Origin of the sequence: Fretibacterium fastidiosum, from assembly GCF_000210715.1 — a bacterium.
Classification (GTDB): Bacteria; Synergistota; Synergistia; order Synergistales; family Aminobacteriaceae; genus Fretibacterium; species Fretibacterium fastidiosum.
Genome location: NC_021038.1, coordinates 695,086 through 711,655, shown reverse-complemented (window position 1 = coordinate 711,655; position 16,570 = coordinate 695,086). Strand labels below are relative to the sequence as shown.

Below are 16,570 nucleotides of genomic sequence, written 5' to 3'. Positions count from 1 at the left end.
CCGAGGCCATGGGGGACTTCGTTCGGAAGGCCGCGGCCCAGAGCTCCATCGAGCGCTCCGACGCCGGCGCGGAAAAGCTGGGCTTCAAGACGCCCTTCAGCGGCATCAACCCCGTCACGGGCAAGCCCGTTCCCATCTGGCTGGCCAACTACATCCTGACGGACTACGGCACGGGGGCCATCATGGGCGTGCCGGCGGGGGACCAGCGTGACTTCGAGTTCTGCCGCAAGTACGGCATCCCCGTCGTTCCCGTGGTCCAGCCGAAGGACGGCACGGTCCTGGACGGCGACACCATGACGGAGGCCTTCACGGAGCACGGGATCGTCGCCAACTCCGGCCGCTTCGACGGGATGACCACCGAGGAGGCCATCCCCGCCATGATCGAGTGGGGCGAGGAAAACGGCTACTGCAAGAGGACCGTCACCTTCCGCCTGCGCGACTGGCTGATCTCCCGCCAGCGCTACTGGGGCACGCCCATCCCCTTCGTACACTGCCCGCAGTGCGGCGACGTGCCCGTGCCGGAGGACCAACTGCCCGTGCGCCTGCCGGAGGACGTGACGGTCAAGGAAGTGGGGCACTCCCCGCTGCTGGACCTGCCGGACTGGCTGGCGACGACCTGTCCCCGGTGCGGCGGCCCCGCCAAGCGTGAGGCCGACACCATGGACACCTTCTTCTGCTCCTCCTGGTACTTCGACCGCTACTGCTCCCCCGGCGACGCGGAACGCCCCTTCGAGAGGGCCGACGTGGACTACTGGATGCCGGTGGACCAGTACATCGGCGGCATCGAACACGCCTGCCTGCACCTGATCTACGCCCGGTTCTTCACGAAGTTCCTGGCGGACATCGGCCTGATCCGCGTCCGGGAGCCCTTCACCAACCTGCTGACGCAGGGCATGGTCATCAAGGACGGCGCCAAGATGTCGAAGTCCCTGGGCAACGTGGTGGACCCCACGGAGATCGTGAACCGGTTCGGCGCGGACACCGTGAGGCTCTTCATCCTGTTCGCCGCGCCGCCCCAGAACGACCTGGACTGGTCGGAGAAGGGCGTGGAGGGGTCCAGCCGCTTCCTGGGCCGCGTGTGGCGCTGCGTGGAGGAGAACCTGGCGACGCTCAAGGCCCACAGGGGGCGCATCGTCCCCATGGGAGAGCTCGATGAGGACGCCCTGCGGGACTTCAAGCGGAAGATCCACACCACCATCCGCGACGTGACGTGTGACATCGAGACGGAGAAGCAGTTCAACACGGCCATCGCCCGCCTGATGGAGCTGACGAACAGCCTGACCGCCCTGAAGGAGACGGGGGAGACGGCGGATTCCCTGCGCGCCGAGGCCGTGGAGGCCCTCCTGCACTGCCTCTCACCCTTCTGCCCCCACATCGCGGAGGAGCTTTGGGAGATGCTGGGGCACCAGGAGGTGATCAGCACGGCCCCCTGGCCGGAGGCCGACCCGGCGGCGCTGGTCCGGGACGTGGCGACCATCGTCGTTCAGGTGAACGGCAAGGTCCGCGCCAGGCTGGAGCGCCCTGCCGGGCTCTCCAGGGAGGAGCTCGAGAGGAGCGTCGTCTCGGACCCGGCCGTGCAGGAGAAGCTCGCGGGCAAGGCCGTCCTCAAGGTCATCGCGGTGCCCGACCGCCTGGTCAACATCGTGGTGAAGGGCTAGTCCTTCCGCGATTGCAAGGGGGCCTCCCGCGGAGGCCCCCTTTTTGCGTTCTTTGCCGTTCTTTGCCGTTCTTTGCCGTTCTCCGCGGCCCGCCCTCCGGCGTCAAAGGGGACGGATCATGCGCCAGAGCGTGGTGCGGCTGATGCCCAGCCGTTCGGCCGCGGCGGTGCGGTTGCCCCCCCGCCTCCTCCAGCACCCGAAGGGCGACGTCCCGATTGATCTCCTCCAGGGTTCGGTTCAGGTCCAGGGGGGCGGAGGCGTTCTCCGCGTTGGGCGAGAGCGTCCCCACGTGGCGCTCGCGCCCCAGCGTCCGCCGCACGTCCTCCGCACTGATGCGCCCCTGAGCCGTCACCACCAGCTCCCCCACCACCCTTCGGAACTGAGTGGCGTTGTGGGGCCAGGGGAACTCCTGGAGGAGGCGCAGCGCTTCGGGAGACGCCCCCAGGATCGGGCGCGGCAGGTCCGCGTTCAGACGATTCAGCAGAAGGCTCAGCAGGAGGGGGATGCGGGACGCGGTCTCCCTCAGAGGCCTCAGACAGAGGGAAAGGCAGCACAGCCTGTCCAGGAACAGGGACCCGACCTCGGAGGCGTACTCCCCCTGGCGGCACGCGCAGGAGAGGAGGACGCGGTTCTGTCGGCACACCTCCATGTCGGAGAGGATGGCCAGGAGCTGCCGGCGGCGCTCCGGGCTCAGCGCGTCCAGGTTCGAGAAGTAGAGCGTGCAGGCCTCTCCGTAGAGGGGCGAGGAGTGGCGCTCCGTCAGGAAACTCCAGCTCCTCTCCGTCAGCAGGCTGCAGTTGACGGCGACGAAGGGGTTTCGGCTCAGGGCGCCCTGCACGTGGAGCGCGCAGGCCATGGGCTCCTTGCCCGTGCCGTCCTCCCCCGTGATCATGACGGGGGCTTCGCTCCGATTGATGCGGTCCAGGTCCCGCCGATAGTCCGCGATGCCGTCGGCCAGGCTCAGCAGGCTGCCGTCGTAGATGCGCTCCGCCTCCTCCCGCGTCAGGAAGCGGATGCCCATCTGGCGGGGCGACAGGGGCGACCGGTGGGCCGTGAAGAAGAACGCCGTGCAGGAGAGCCCCCCGGCCTCGACGCGCCGGCTGCGGATGGAGTAGAGCATCCCGTCCGCGTTGCGCAGGATCCGACGCTCCTGCGCCGCACCGGCCCTCTCGATCTCGCCCCTCAACAGCGCCAGGAGCCTGGGGGAGGGGTTCTCGATGGAGGAGAGAAAGAGCCGTCCCCGGTCGTCGAAGACGACGGTCTGCCCCACCTGCCCCTGGATGACCTCCTTGAAAAAACGGTTCTCCGCCCACAGCTGCGCCTGGCTGTCGTAGAGCCGGACCGCCTGGTCAAAGGCCCGACGGACGCTGTCGGCGCCCGATGCGATGAGGAAGGAGTTCATCCCCAGCCGCCTGGCCGCGGCGTGGGAGATCGCGTCGCACAGGACGACCTCGAAACGCCTCTCCCGCAGTCGCAGCAGGGCGGGCTCCACCTCCTCCGGGGATTCGATGGTCACGATCTCGATCGGACGGCCCATGAGCTCGCAGAGCTGCCGCGCGCTGTTCGTGATGTTGGCGAAGGCCACCATGGCCGTCGGGGCCGCCACGTCGTCCGACAGCTTCAGGGCGCAGAGGACGTCGTAGGCGGACACTTCGATCTCGATGACCGGAAGCGTCAGGTGCTCCTGAAGCATCCGTGCCGTGCCGCCCCTGGAGACGAGGGCGTCGTAGTTCCCGTGAAAGCTGCTCCGCACCGCCTCCAACCCCTGCTCCATGTCCCCAACGAACGACGTCAGGTCAACCTGCGGGTATTCCCCCGCCAGCCTCTGCATCAGGGCCCCCATGCCCTCGTAGGGAGCGACGCCCAAAAGCCTGATCCGCCGTTCCACCCTCACGTCCCCCTCCTTCCCCTCCAATTCCAGACCTTGTTTCAAAACGAAACAAAATCATTCGCTTAAAATTCTTGCAAATCCAAAATCCCCCGGTATAATGAGGCCATTCGAGGAAGCCCCACGACAAAATTATAGCGGATCGAAGTAGCCGAACCAACAGGCGTTGAATTTGTTTCATTATTTAACAATCGAGACGGAGTTTGAGGGGCGTGGACGATGGTATCCCTTTTGATCGTAGCCGATGACTTTACGGGAGCGTTGGACACGGGCGTGCAGTTCGTGGCCCGTGGGGCCTCCACGCGGGTCGTGACGGACCTCGATCGGGACTTCAGCCGGGACGAAGCGCAGGTGCTGGTGCTGGACACCGAGACGCGGCACCTCGCGCCGGAGGCCGCCTACGCGGCGGTCCACCGTGCCGTGTCGGCGGCACTTCGCGCGGGCGTCCCCTACATCTACAAGAAGACGGACTCCGGGCTTCGAGGGAACGTCGGCAGCGAGCTGGCGGCCGCCATGGACGCAGCGGGCGTTCAGAGCCTGCCCTTCGTCCCCGCCTTCCCCTCCATGGGCCGGATCACGCGGGACGGCGTCCAGTACGTGGACGGCCTGCCCCTGGACCAGAGCGTCTTCGGTCGGGACCCCTTCGAGCCCGTGCGCTTCTCCCGGATCGGCGACGTCATCGCCCAGCAGACGTCAAAGGCGGTCTTCGTCCGCAGGCCGGGGGAGCCGGGGATGGGCCAGGGCATCCAGGTCTACGACGCCACGACGGACGAGGACCTGAAGCTCACCGCACGCGCCCTCGGCCCGGAGGGCCTGCGCCTGTCGGCGGGCTGCGCCGGATTCGCCTCGGTCCTGGCAGACCTCCTGATGCCGGCCGCGCGCCCCGCCGCGGTCCCCTCCCTCGCCCCCGGCACCTCCTCATGGCCTGCGGCAGCGTCAACCCCGTGACGCGGCGCCAGACGGCCGCCGCCGAGGGCTGCGGCTTCCAGCACGTCCATCTCAGCGTGCGGCAGAAGCTCGATGAGGCCTGGCCGTCGGAGAACGAGAGCTCCGCCCTGATCGAGGACTGCCTGGCGAGGGCCCGTCGGTACGGCCGGGTGATCCTGGACACGAACGACCCGGAGGGAAGCGCAGAGACGCAGGAGCGGGCCGCGGCCATGGGACTGAGCCTGCCCCAGACCCGGGTTCGGGTGTCCAAAGCGCTGGCTGAGTTGACCAAGGGACTTCTGGACCGAGGGCTCGAGGCCACGCTGCTGTGCGTCGGCGGGGACACGCTGCTGGCCCTGATGCAGGCCGTGGGGACGCACGAGTTGACGCCCGTCTGCGAGATGGCTCCGGGCGTCGTCCTGACGAGTTTCGTCTACGGGGGAAGGGCCCGTTACATCCTTGCCAAGTCCGGAGGGTTTGGCAAACCGGACCTTTTGTGCTGCCTGGCCGACCGGATTGGCGCCGGGAGAGAGGAGAAAGCCTGATGCTGACGAAGTACGATCTGAAGATGCCGAGCGCGGTCTACAGCGGCGAGGACGCGCTGACGAACGTGGGCAACGTCTTGGCCGAAAACGGCGTGAAGAAGCTGGCCGTCTTCACCGACAAGGGGATCGAGGGCGCAGGGCTCCTGGAGCCCCCCATGGCGGAGGTGCGCAGGACGGGCGTCGAGTTCACCGTCCTGGACGACCTGCCGGCCGAGCCCTCCTACGCTCAGGCTCAGAAGCTGGTGGACCAGTGCCGCGAGAGCGGAGCGGACTTCATCATGGCCGTGGGCGGCGGCAGCGTCATGGACACGGCGAAGCTGTCGAGCGTCCTGATGACCGACGAGTACGGGATCAAGGAGCTTCTGGAGGACCCCGGCCGCGCCCGCAAGCACGTCAAGACCCTCATGATTCCCACCACGGCGGGGACGGGGGCCGAGGCCACGCCCAACGCCATCGTGGCCGTGCCCGAAAAGGAGCTGAAGGTGGGCATCGTCAACCCGCGCATGATCGCGGACTACGTCGTCCTGGACGCCGTGATGGTCAAGAAGCTCCCCCGCAAGATCGCGGCGGCCACGGGGCTGGACGCCCTGGCCCACGCCATCGAGTGCTACACCAGCAACAAGGCCAACCCCTTCAGCGACATCTTCGCCCTTCAGGCCCTCGACATGATCCTGAACAACATCGAGCGGGCCTGTGACGACCCGAAGGCCATGGAGGCCAAGCGCATGATGCAGATCGCGAGCTTCTACGGCGGCATCGCCATCACGGCCTCCGGCACCACGGCAGTCCATGCGCTGAGCTACCCCCTCGGAGGCAGGTATCACATCGCCCACGGCGTCTCCAACGCCATCCTGCTGGCGCCCGTGATGCGCTTCAACGAGCCCGCCTGTCGAGAGCTGCTGGCCCACGCCTACGACCGCTGCATCCACGGCGACGCCTCCTCGACGGAGGCCAAGAGCGCAGCCGTCATCACCCGCATCGAGGAGATCGTTAGACACCTCGACATCCCCGTCAGCCTGCAGGAGTTCAACGTGCCCAAGGAAGACCTGGAATCGCTGGTACAGTCTGGAATGCAGGTCACGCGCCTCCTGGTGAACAACCGTCGCCCCGTCACGGAGGAGGACGCCCGCCGGATCTATCAGGAGATCCTGTAGCATTTTACGAGCCGAACAGGAAGGACAGAGGAGGAGAACGACCTTGAAGAAGATCGACATGAGGGGCATCATCGTCCCCATCCTGACCCCCATGAACGAGGACGAGAGCGTCAACGAGGGGGAGCTTCGCAGCCAGGTCCGCCGCATGATCGACGCGGGCATCCACGGCATCTTCGCCTTTGGGACCAACGGAGAGGGCTACGCCCTGAGCGACGCGGAGAAGGAGCGCGTGCTGACGGCTGTTGTCGACGAGGTGCGGGGGCGGGTCCCCGTCTACGCCGGGACAGGCTTCATCACCACGGCGGACACCGTCCGGCTGAGCCGTCGGGCTCAGGAGCTGGGCGCCGACGCCCTCTCCATCGTGGCTCCCTTCTACGCCGCGGCCTCTCAGGACGAGCTCTACGACCACTACATGGCGGTGGCCGAGGCCGTCGACCTGCCCATCGTGCTCTACAACATCCCGCCCCGCACGGGCAACGCCCTGGCGCCCGCCACGGTGGCCCGCCTGGCCAGGGACGCCCCCAACATCGCAGGGGCCAAGGACTCGAGCGGGAACTTCGACAACCTCAAGCAGTACATCGAGCTGACGAGCGCCCTGGACAAGGACTTCAGCGTCCTCTCCGGCAACGACGCCCTGATCCTGCCCGGGCTGGTCTTCGGAGGCAGGGGCGGCATCGCGGGCTGCGCCAACGTCTTCCCTCACACCATGGCGGAGATCTACGAGGCCTTCGCCGCCGGGGACCTCAAACGGGCTATGAGGGTCCAGGACAGCATCCGCACCTTCCGAAACTGCTTCAAGTACGGCAACCCCAACACGATCATCAAGATCGCCACGGGGCTTCTGGGCTATCCCGTCGGGGCCTGCCGCAGGCCCTTCTGTCGCCTGTCCGACGAAGGCATGAAGGCGCTGAAGGAGGCCCTGGAGCACTGCAGGGAGAACGGGCTCCATTAGGCCCGCAGCCTGTCTTTCTTAAGGAGGCATGTTCCATGGACAAACCCATCCTCGGCATCACCATGGGGGACCCCTTCGGCAACGGGCCGGAGATCACCGTCAAGGCCCTGGCCGACGCGGCGGTCTACGATCGCTGCCGTCCCCTCGTGGTGGGCGATGCATCCAGCATCCGATACGCCGCGGCGGCGGCCCGGACGCTCTCCGGAGCGGACCTGGAGGTCCGGCCCGTCAAGGCCGTGAGCGAGGCCGCCTTCACCCCCGGCGTCATTGACGTCCTCGACCTGGGCCTCGTGAAGGCCTCCGACATCCCCGGCGACCCGGCGGCCCCGAAACCCTTTGGACTGGGGGTCACGAAGCTGGGCGGCGAGGCCGCGTTTCAGTACGTGGTGAGGGTCATCCAGATGGCGATGGCGGGCACGGTGGACGCCACGGTCACGAACGCCCTCAGCAAGGAGGCCATCAACCTGGCGGGGCACCACTATTCGGGACACACGGAGATCTACGCCGACTACACGCACACGCAGAAGTACACCATGATGCTGGCCCACGAGAACCTGCGCGTCGTCCACGTCTCCACCCACGTCTCCCTCCGCGAGGCCTGCGATCGGGTGAAGAAGGAACGGGTGCTGGACTGCATCCGAATTGCAAACGACGCCTGTCTGGCTCTGGGCATCCGGGACCCGAAGGTCGGGGTGGCGGGCCTGAACCCCCACTGCGGCGAGAACGGCATGTTCGGCACGGAGGATATTCAGGAGATTCAGCCGGCCATCGACACGGCGCTGGCTCAGGGGATCAACGTCCCCGACCGCAAGCCCACGCCACCCGACACGATCTTCAGCAAGGCCATCGGCGGCTGGTACGACATCGTGGTGGCCATGTACCACGACCAGGGGCACATCCCCCTGAAGGTGAAAGGATTCGTCTACAACAAGGCCGAAAAGCGCTGGGAGGCCGTGGCGGGGGTCAACGTGACGCTCGGCCTGCCGATCATTCGCGCCAGCGTGGACCACGGCACGGGGTACGGCCACGCCGGCAGCGGCGGCGCCAACGCCCTGAGCCTGGTCAACGCGATGGACTACGGCATCCGGCTGGCGGAGCACCGGGGGTAAAACTGAGCCGGTAACCGAGCTCAACTTTAAGAAGGAGTTCATTGTTATGAAGAAAACGCTTGCTCTTTTGCTGACTCTGGGACTGGCTTTGAGCGTAATCAGCGGGAGCGCTTCCATGGCTTCCGCCACCGAGGCGAAGTTCGTATTGAAGCTCTGCACTGAGCAGACGGATGGCGACCCCATCGACGACGGCTGCGACCGATGGGCGGAGCTCGTGAGCAAGGCCACGGACGGTGCCGTCAAGATTCAAGTGTACCCCTCCAGCCAACTGGGAGCCAAGGCCGACCTCATCGAAATGATGCTCATGGGGCAGAACGTATGTACAATCGCCGACGGCTCCTACCTCATGGACTACGTACCGGACTTCGGCGTGGTCATGGGCCCCTTCCTGTTCTCCGAATGGTCCGCTATGTATCAGATCACCGACAGCGACTGGTGGGGGGAGGTCGCCGCTCAGCTTGAGGAGCAGGGCCTGAAGATCATCTCCACCAACTGGGTGTATGGCGAGCGTCAACTGATGACCCGCAGCCCCGTCAAGAGCCTGGCGGACATGAAGGGACTGAAGATTCGCGTCCCCAACAACGACATCTCCGTCACCATGTTCAACGACCTGGGCGCAGCCTCCACCCCCATGGCGCTCAGCGAGGTGTATACCGCCCTGAGCCAGGGCGTGGTGGACGGCGTTGAGAACCCCCTGACTACCCTCTACAACAACAAATTCCAGGAGGTTTGCAAGAACGTCACCATGACAAACCACCAGATGACCTTCTCCAACTTCATCGTGGGGAAGACTTTCTGGGACAAGCTACCCCCGAAGTACCAGGAGGCCATTGTTTCCTGCGGCAAGGAGGCGGCCCTCTACAACAACGACCTCTACCAGCAGGTCAGCCAGAAGATGCAACAAGCCCTCACCGACGAGGGTTGCACCATCATCACCCTGGACGAGGCCGCCCAGGCGGAGTTCAAGGATGCCTGTGTGAAGCTCTACAAGGAATACGAGGAGAAAGGTACCTGGTCTAAGGGGCTTTACGACAAAATCCAGGCCATTATCAATCATTAGGGATCGGTCAGGAGGGGCGGCGGCACGCCCGCTCCTCCTGATGACAGAGGAGTCGACATGAAAAAGACACTGAACGCACTTTTGAACCTGGACACGTTGGTCGCCGGCGTGGGACTGGTGCTCATCGTGGTGATGACGGTGGCCGGTGTCTTCATGCGGAAGGTGATGGGACGACCCTTCGCTTGGATGGAGGAGATGCAGATATTCTTCTTCATTTGGACGATCTTCTTCGGTGGCAGCGTCGCCTTCCGCACGGGCAGTCAGGTCAGCATCGACCTGATCGCCGTGCGCCTCAGCCCCAGGGCCCGGTGTATCCTGGACATCGTGGACTATCTCATCACGGTCCTGGTCCTGGCCTACCTTACAAAGGGAGGCTATCAGCTGATGATGTCCGTAACGAAGAAGGTTACACCCTATTTCAAGATCAGCTACAGCCTCATTGATTTGGCGGTTCCCATCGGGTGCGTGCTGATGATCATCCAGTACAGCCTTATAGCCTGGGACAAATTCCTCCGGAACAGGGAAGCTGCGCAAGAGGAAGGAGCTGAGGCATAATGTCACCTATCGCCCTATCGGCAGCCATTATGCTCGTGCTGCTCTTCGCCAACGTCCCCGTTTTTGCCTCCGTGGTGGGCGCCTGCATCGCCTACTTCGTCTCCGCCCCAGACACCGGCTTCACGGCCATGATGGCCACCCAACGCATCATCAGCGGCATGCAGTCCGTGACCATGCTGGCCATCCCATTCTTCGTGGCCACAGGGGTTTTGATGAACTACTGCGGCATCACCGGGCGTATGCTCCAGTTCTGCAAGGTCCTGACCCAGCACATGTACGGCGGACTGGGCCAGGTGAACATCACCCTCTCCACCCTCATGGGAGGTATGTCCGGCTCTTCCCTGGCAGACGCCGCCATGGAAGCACAGCTCTTGGTTCCAGAGATGCGCAAAGCAGGCTACTCCAATGGCTTCGCCTCCGCCATCACTGCGGCATCCTCCATGATCACGCCCCTGATCCCGCCGGGAATCGCCGCCATTATCTACGGGTCCATCACAGGCACCTCCATCGGCCGCCTGTTCGTGGCCGGTATTCTACCTGCGGCGGTGTTATGCGCTGCCATGATGATCATCGTATCCCGCTTCTCCAGGAAGAACGGCATCCCCCGCCTCTCCGAGAGGCGCGCCACCATCTACGAGCTCTGGGAGGCCTTCAAGCCCGCGTTCCTGCCCCTGTGCCTCCCCATCATCATCATCGGCGGCATTCGCATGGGCATCTTCACCCCCACTGAGGCCGGGTCCATCGCCATCTTCTACGCCCTCCTGCTGGGCATCCTCTACCAGGAAATCCGCCTGGACAACATTTTGACCTGCATCAAGGAAACTGTAGCCACCACCGCCTCCATCATGTTGATCGTAGGGGCAGCCACCTGCTTCAGCTGGATTCTAACCTGGGAGAACATCCCCCAGACCATGACGGCGGAGCTCATCGCGCTCTGCCACAACAAGTACGTGTTTCTCCTCGCCGTGAACGTTTTCCTGCTGGCGGTGGGGATGTTCGTGGAAGCCACGGCGGCGCAGATCGTGCTGGCTCCTATGCTAGCCCCGGTGGCGGTAGCCTTCGGCATTGACCCCGTGCATTTTGGCATGATATTCATCTTTAACATGGCTATCGGCTCCATCACGCCTCCCATGGGGAACCTCATGTTCGTCACCTGCGGCGTGACCCGTTGCACCACCGGTGATTTCATCAGGGAGTGCCGCGTGTTCTACGCTCTCTTAATTATCATCTTAATGCTGATGACCTACGTTCCCTTCCTCTCCACCTGGCTACCCAACCTGCTTTACGGGGTGCGCTGAGGTCAGGAGGAGCTTCCCCCTCCGAGGGAGGCGGTAAAGCCTAAATATTGAATTAAGCGCAAAAGCAGAATCGAGGGATCTGGTATGAAATTCGTACTCACTCAGGCTCTTTGTCCTGAGGGGATGGAACTCCTCAAGATGGGGGCAATCGACGTCCACGTGGCGGACGATCCGGACCCCAACCGCTACCTCGACGTCCTTCAGGACGCGGACGCCTTGATCGTCCGCATCGCCAGGTGCGACGCGAACGCCATTGAGCACAGCCCGCGGCTGAAGGTCATCGGGCGGACCGGCGTCGGCTACGACACCGTGGACGTGAAGAAGGCCAGCGAGCGCGGCATCCCGGTGGTGCTCACGCCGGGCGCCAACAATCGGAGCGTAGCCGAACACGCGGTCGCCATGATGTTCGCCCTCTCAAAAAACCTGGTGGAGGCACAGAACGAGATGTGCGCCGGGAACTGGGAGATTCGAGGGGCTGGCAAGGCCTTTGAGCTGGAGGGCAAGACGGTGGGCATCGTCGGCATGGGCGCCATTGGTCGCGAGGTGGCGACGATCTGTCGGGGCTGCGGCATGAAGCTGATCGGCTACGACCCCTTCCTGAGCCGTGACAAAATCGAGGCGCTGGGGGCCCTGTACTGCGCCGACTACGAAGACCTGCTGAAGCGGGCGGACGTCGTGACGATCCACGTGCCCCTGACCAACGAGACCCGCGGGATGATCGGAGCGAGGCAGCTCGCCTCGATGAAGAGGACGGCCCTCATCATCAACTGCAGTCGCGGCGGTATCATCGATGAGGGCGACCTGGTCCGCGCACTGAAGGACGGCGTCATCGCCGGAGCCGGTACGGACGTCTACTGCCACGAGCCGCCGAAGCCGGACGACCCCCTGCTGCACTGTCCCAACCTCATCCTGAGCCCCCACTCCGCTGCACAGACGCGCGAGGCCGTCGTCAAGATGGCGCAGATGTGCGTCCGGGGATGCCTCGCCGTCTGCAGCGGCAAAAAGTGGCCCCACGTGGCGGACCGATCAGTGTACGACCACCCGATCTGGGCGGGCAGGGACTGGGCCGAGGCCGACTAGGCCGTCGCACCGACAAAACCGGCGCAAAAGGAGGCGGCAGCGTGAAAATTCAGGAACAATCTGCGTTGCGCGAGGTGCTGAGGACGGTGAACCTCCCGAAAATGCTGACGGTTCGGCAGAGGTTCAAGAGGGACGGGATTTCGGACGTTTCCTCCTGCCTCCGGGGAAAACTGATGCGCGAGGACCTGATGCGCCGTATCCAGCCTGGGATGAAGGTGGTCCTGACGGGCAGCAGCCGCCAGGTTTCCAACATGCCTGTCGTCCTCCGGGAGCTGGCCGCGTTCGTCAGAGGGTGCGGCGCGACGCCTTGGATCATCCCGGCGATGGGCAGCCACGGAGGGGCCACCGCCGAGGGGCAGATGGCGATCCTGGAGGGCTACGGCATCACCGAGGCAGCCTGTGGGTGCCGGATCTTCTCCAGCATGGAGACCGTCCGGGTGGGACAGCTGGACAACGGTGACGAGGTGTGCGTGGACCGGTTTGCCCACGACGCCGACGCCGTCATCGTGGTGGGACGAATCAAGCCCCACACGGCCTTCCGCGGCCCCTACGAGTCCGGCCTCGTCAAGATGATGGCAATCGGCATGGGCAAGCGGGAGGGGGCGGACTCGCTCCATCGGTCGGGCTTCGGCGCGATGGGCAAGCGTCTTCCACAGTACGCCCGGGTCGTCTTTGACCACTGTAACGTCGTCTTCGGGGTTGGGCTAATCGAGAACGAGTTTGACGAAACGTGCCGGATCGAAGTCCTCCCCGCGGAGAATATCTTCGCGAGGGAGCCGGAACTTCTGGAGTACGCGCGGGGGCGGATGCCCCGCATCCTCCTTCCGGAGACGGACGTCCTGGTGGTTCGGGAGATCGGCAAGAACTTTTCCGGAAGCGGCATGGACCCCAACGTGACGGGGACGTTCGGCACCCCCTACGCCTCGGGCGGCATCAAAAAACAGCGCGTCGTGGTGCTGGACATCTCCCAGGAGAGCCACGGCAGCTTTATCGGCCTGGGGAAGGCGGACGTGACCACGCTCCGAGCCTTCGAAAAACTCGCGACGAACGCGACCTATCTCAACATGCTCACCTCCACGGTGCTGGAGGTCGGCAAGATCCCGATGGTGCTGGAGGACGACCGGCTCGCTATCCAGGCAGCCATCAAAACCCTGACCGGGGTGGACAGGGCACGGGTCCGGGTCGTCTACATCAAGAACACGCTGTCGCTCGCCTCCGTCATGATCTCCGAGGCGCTCATGGACGAAGCGAGGGCGACGGAGGGCATGGAGGTCCTTGGAGACCCCCAACCCCTTCGATTTGACGGGATAGGGAACCTGCTGGACCTTGCGTGAGCACCTATGCTGGCATGCTGATTTCAACATAAAAATTTACAGTAGAAACTTGAGGAGGGGACTCTCATGATAAGATGGAAATTTAGCACGGTAATTTTGGCGATTGCTTTCATGACTGCTGTATGTCCTGCAACTGAGGCTGCTGACGCGATACACCTTACGTTGGCCCATGCAGATACACCGGAGGGGAGCCTCTTCGGGACTTGCATGACTGAATTCAAGAATGTGCTTGAGCAGAGGTCCAATGGTTCAATTATCGTAGATATCTTTCCTAATGGGCAATTGGGGACCGTGTCAGAATACGTCGTTGGCGTCCAAAGTGGTACGATCGATCTGGCCCCCGCAGCCAGTACCTTTATAGCAAACTTCTGCCATACGGTTTCCATTTTTGACCTGCCTTTCTTGTTCGAGGATTATGAGCACGTATGGCAAACGCTAGACGGGGAGGTCGGAACCCAATTGACCAGCGCCTTGGCAGACAATGGCATAGAGGCTCTAGCATGGTGGGGGCTTGGATTCCGCAACGTCACGACCTCAAAAAAACACCCGATTAACAGTATCGGGGATCTAAAAGGCTTTCGTATTCGCACCATGCAGTCTGCGATCCACCAAGCCCTATTTCAGGCCTTAGGTGCTGATGCCGTTCCTATGGATTGGGGCGAACTGTACACTGCCCTGCAACAGGGGACCGTCGATGGCGAGGAAAATCCTTTTACCCAGGTGCTAAGCTCCAACATCTGGGAGGTTAATCCCATTATCGTCAAGACAGAACATGCCTTTACTCCAGCTGTATTCATGATGTCCCCTCAAGTTGCCTCAAAAGTCAGCTCGGAGCAACTCGAATTGATCCGCAACTGTGCCAAGGAATGCACACCTATCTTCCGTAAGGCGACTGTAGATATTAACGCTGATGCATTGAAAACGCTGATTCAAGAAAAAGAGTGTTCCTTCATTGAAACAATCAGTAAGGCGGATCTCCAGGCTGCCACCGCTTCTGTATACAACAGCTATCCGGAGTATGCCGATCTAGTGCAGAGCATCCGTAACATTCGGTAATCTCGTCCATATACAGCGTCCTTTCATGTTCATATCCCTGATGCGGTGTACCTCATCAGGGATTCAAAACAGAGGAAGCGAAGGGGGGCTATTTTAGAATGCTCAAGCTACTTGTTAGACTGAAAAAAGCAGACAATTTTTTGTACTCTATTCAGAAAATATTGATCCTTTTTGGCGTCATAGCCATGGTGATTATTAACGGCGCCCAGGTTTTTTGCCGATATGTCCTGCACTCAAGCCTTGCATGGTCTGAACAAGTCAGCGTTCTTCTCTTCTTCATCTTGATTATGCTTGGCGCAAATCTGGCTGTCAAAACAGACAGCGAAACAAAAGTCGACATCCTGAAATTTAAGAATAAGAGGACTAACTCCGCCCTCCATATCCTAACCGATGCGCTGTCCATAGTAGCCCTGGTAGTTTTTATCGTTTCTGGATTCGCATTGCTGAAACATGCCCGTAAATTCCCACAGTTTCTTTCCTCTATTCGTCTAAATTATTTTTACATTTATTTATGGCTTCCCATGGGCTTTGGGCTGGTACTGTTTGATAAAGTTATCAACGTTCTTGAAAATACGTGCGTATTGATGGGAATCGACACTTCAACTTCTTGTAATTCCGAGAAAGAAATGGAGCAAGCGCAATCATGACCATTTCCATGTTTTTCCTTGCTCTTTGCTTCGCTGTTACTCTAGCGATTGGCGTCCCCGTAGTGTGGTCCTTGGCCCTCTCCAGCATGGTTGCATGTCTGTCAATACCGGGCATTTCTCTCTCTTTTCTCGCTCAGAAGATGGAACTTGGCAGCGAGAAATATGCCTTGCTGGCCATATTCTTCTTTCTGCTGGCTGGTTCTATCATGCAACATGGCGGTATTGCCAAACGACTGATAGCCTTTGCAAAATCTATCACCAGCTTTATCCGTGGTGGCATGTCCATCGTTGCAATCATTACCTGTATGTTTTTTGCGGCCTTGTCTGGCTCGTCCGTTGCTACAACAGCAGCGATCGGCACCATCTTCTATCCGGAACTGGTTAAAGATGGCTATAAAAAAGGTTATGCTGCAACGTTACCTGTCGTCGGTGGTACGCTGGGCATTGTTATTCCTCCCAGCATCGTGTTCGTTGTCTACGGTACAACGACAAACACGTCTGTGGCTCGCCTTCTTATGTCCGGCGTGCTGCCCGGCCTCCTTGGTGGTTTAGCCATGTGTCTATATGCCTATTTCTATGCATTGCGGCATAAAATGCCAAAAGGAGCTCCCTTTCGCTTCAATGCATTTCTTGATGCGACGAAGGACGCCATGTGGGCCTTGATGATGCCCATTATTGTCCTTGGAGGCATTTACGCTGGCATCTTCACACCAACAGAGTCAGCTGCCATAGCGTGCATTTACGGCCTTTTCGTCTCATGTGGGGTCTATCGTGAGCTAAAACTGAAGCGATTGATTCAAATCGCGATTGAAAGCGTAAAATCGACGGCTAACGTTATGTTGATCATCATGGCGGCGACTTTGTTCTCTTACGTATTAACACGTAATAACATTCCCGTTATGTTGTCTAACGCCATAACAAGTGCTATCACTACAAAGACGGAATTTCTTCTGGCACTCAACATACTCCTGCTTATCCTTGGCATGGTTATGGATGCGGGCCCCATCATTTTAATTATCGCACCAATCGTCTATCCTATAGCTTTAAAGTTTGGCATTGACCCCGTACACTTGGGGTGCATTATCGTGTTTAACCTATCCGTCGGGCAGGCAACACCGCCCTTCGGTCTATGCCTTTTCGCGGCACAGCCCGTTACAGGGCAGAGCATCGCAACCCTAAGTCGAAACGCCATGCCTTTCGTTATCATTTTGTACCTTATGGTTTTGGCAACGTCTTTCATACCAGAGATCGCGCTAACGATTCCGCGCCTTATGATGGCGCGCTAGAAGCAGAAAAGAGGCGTTGAG

General features: G+C 61.5%; 15 protein-coding genes. 14 read left to right on the top strand and 1 reads right to left on the bottom strand.

Going from position 1 to position 16,570, the window contains the following annotated elements; all coding sequences use genetic code 11:
• The coding region (locus SY1_RS03120) for a leucine--tRNA ligase (RefSeq protein WP_208872668.1) at positions 1–1,658 on the top strand (1,658 nt) is incomplete at its 5' end.
• Here SY1_RS03120 and SY1_RS03115 read toward each other — a convergent pair.
• On the bottom strand, positions 1,636–3,591 hold the full coding sequence (locus tag SY1_RS03115) for a sigma-54-dependent transcriptional regulator (protein ID WP_208872667.1): 1,956 nt from the start codon (positions 3,589–3,591) through the stop codon (positions 1,636–1,638). The genes SY1_RS03120 and SY1_RS03115 overlap by 23 nt on opposite strands.
• A gap of 174 nt (positions 3,592–3,765) precedes the next feature.
• On the opposite strand from SY1_RS03115, the gene SY1_RS03110 reads away from it, so the two are divergent.
• From SY1_RS03110 to SY1_RS03050, 13 genes are all read left to right on the top strand, one after another.
• Positions 3,766–4,494 carry a four-carbon acid sugar kinase family protein gene (locus SY1_RS03110; RefSeq protein ID WP_015556151.1) on the top strand — a complete coding sequence of 243 codons (729 nt, stop codon included), beginning with the start codon at positions 3,766–3,768 and terminating at the stop codon, positions 4,492–4,494.
• Positions 4,467–5,018: a nucleotide-binding domain containing protein gene (locus tag SY1_RS03105; RefSeq protein ID WP_015556150.1), complete on the top strand. Its 552-nt coding sequence runs from the start codon at positions 4,467–4,469 to the stop codon at positions 5,016–5,018. The genes SY1_RS03110 and SY1_RS03105 overlap by 28 nt, the downstream gene beginning before the upstream one ends.
• Entirely contained in the window at positions 5,018–6,172 is a 1,155-nt protein-coding gene (locus tag SY1_RS03100; protein WP_015556149.1) for an iron-containing alcohol dehydrogenase, read from the top strand. Before SY1_RS03105 ends, SY1_RS03100 begins: the two co-directional genes overlap by 1 nt.
• 43 nt (positions 6,173–6,215) lie before the next feature.
• On the top strand, positions 6,216–7,124 hold the full coding sequence (gene dapA / locus SY1_RS03095; RefSeq protein WP_208872666.1) for a 4-hydroxy-tetrahydrodipicolinate synthase: 909 nt from the start codon (positions 6,216–6,218) through the stop codon (positions 7,122–7,124).
• Between the two features lie 35 nt (positions 7,125–7,159).
• Complete coding sequence (pdxA, locus tag SY1_RS03090) at positions 7,160–8,233, top strand: 4-hydroxythreonine-4-phosphate dehydrogenase PdxA (protein ID WP_015556148.1); 1,074 nt, start codon at positions 7,160–7,162, stop codon at positions 8,231–8,233.
• A gap of 46 nt (positions 8,234–8,279) precedes the next feature.
• Positions 8,280–9,293, top strand: a complete 1,014-nt coding sequence (locus SY1_RS03085; RefSeq protein ID WP_015556147.1) for a C4-dicarboxylate TRAP transporter substrate-binding protein — start codon at positions 8,280–8,282, stop codon at positions 9,291–9,293.
• Positions 9,294–9,350: 57 nt separating this feature from the next.
• Entirely contained in the window at positions 9,351–9,848 is a 498-nt protein-coding gene (locus SY1_RS03080) for a TRAP transporter small permease (RefSeq protein ID WP_015556146.1), read from the top strand.
• A complete protein-coding gene (locus SY1_RS03075) occupies positions 9,848–11,146 on the top strand; it encodes a TRAP transporter large permease (protein WP_015556145.1) in 1,299 nt (432 codons plus the stop codon). Before SY1_RS03080 ends, SY1_RS03075 begins: the two co-directional genes overlap by 1 nt.
• Positions 11,147–11,230: 84 nt before the next feature.
• Entirely contained in the window at positions 11,231–12,226 is a 996-nt protein-coding gene (locus SY1_RS03070) for a hydroxyacid dehydrogenase (RefSeq protein ID WP_208872665.1), read from the top strand.
• A 41-nt stretch (positions 12,227–12,267) separates the two neighbouring features.
• A complete protein-coding gene (locus tag SY1_RS03065) occupies positions 12,268–13,560 on the top strand; it encodes a nickel pincer cofactor-dependent isomerase, group 22 (RefSeq protein ID WP_208872664.1) in 1,293 nt (430 codons plus the stop codon).
• A gap of 66 nt (positions 13,561–13,626) precedes the next feature.
• Entirely contained in the window at positions 13,627–14,616 is a 990-nt protein-coding gene (locus SY1_RS03060; protein WP_015556143.1) for a TRAP transporter substrate-binding protein, read from the top strand.
• A 98-nt stretch (positions 14,617–14,714) separates the two neighbouring features.
• Complete coding sequence (locus SY1_RS03055; RefSeq protein WP_015556142.1) at positions 14,715–15,263, top strand: TRAP transporter small permease; 549 nt, start codon at positions 14,715–14,717, stop codon at positions 15,261–15,263.
• On the top strand, positions 15,260–16,549 hold the full coding sequence (locus SY1_RS03050) for a TRAP transporter large permease (protein ID WP_015556141.1): 1,290 nt from the start codon (positions 15,260–15,262) through the stop codon (positions 16,547–16,549). Before SY1_RS03055 ends, SY1_RS03050 begins: the two co-directional genes overlap by 4 nt.
• The last annotated feature ends 21 nt before the right edge of the window (positions 16,550–16,570 follow it).

Coding starts and splice junctions, on each gene's coding strand:
- SY1_RS03050 (WP_015556141.1), top strand. CDS start 15,260: ATGACCATTTCCATGTTTTTCCTTGCTCTTTGCTTCGCTGTTACTCTA.
- SY1_RS03070 (WP_208872665.1), top strand. CDS start 11,231: ATGAAATTCGTACTCACTCAGGCTCTTTGTCCTGAGGGGATGGAACTC.
- SY1_RS03110 (WP_015556151.1), top strand. CDS start 3,766: ATGGTATCCCTTTTGATCGTAGCCGATGACTTTACGGGAGCGTTGGAC.
- SY1_RS03105 (WP_015556150.1), top strand. CDS start 4,467: ATGGCCTGCGGCAGCGTCAACCCCGTGACGCGGCGCCAGACGGCCGCC.
- SY1_RS03085 (WP_015556147.1), top strand. CDS start 8,280: ATGAAGAAAACGCTTGCTCTTTTGCTGACTCTGGGACTGGCTTTGAGC.
- SY1_RS03055 (WP_015556142.1), top strand. CDS start 14,715: ATGCTCAAGCTACTTGTTAGACTGAAAAAAGCAGACAATTTTTTGTAC.
- SY1_RS03100 (WP_015556149.1), top strand. CDS start 5,018: ATGCTGACGAAGTACGATCTGAAGATGCCGAGCGCGGTCTACAGCGGC.
- SY1_RS03075 (WP_015556145.1), top strand. CDS start 9,848: ATGTCACCTATCGCCCTATCGGCAGCCATTATGCTCGTGCTGCTCTTC.
- pdxA (WP_015556148.1), top strand. CDS start 7,160: ATGGACAAACCCATCCTCGGCATCACCATGGGGGACCCCTTCGGCAAC.
- SY1_RS03080 (WP_015556146.1), top strand. CDS start 9,351: ATGAAAAAGACACTGAACGCACTTTTGAACCTGGACACGTTGGTCGCC.
- SY1_RS03060 (WP_015556143.1), top strand. CDS start 13,627: ATGATAAGATGGAAATTTAGCACGGTAATTTTGGCGATTGCTTTCATG.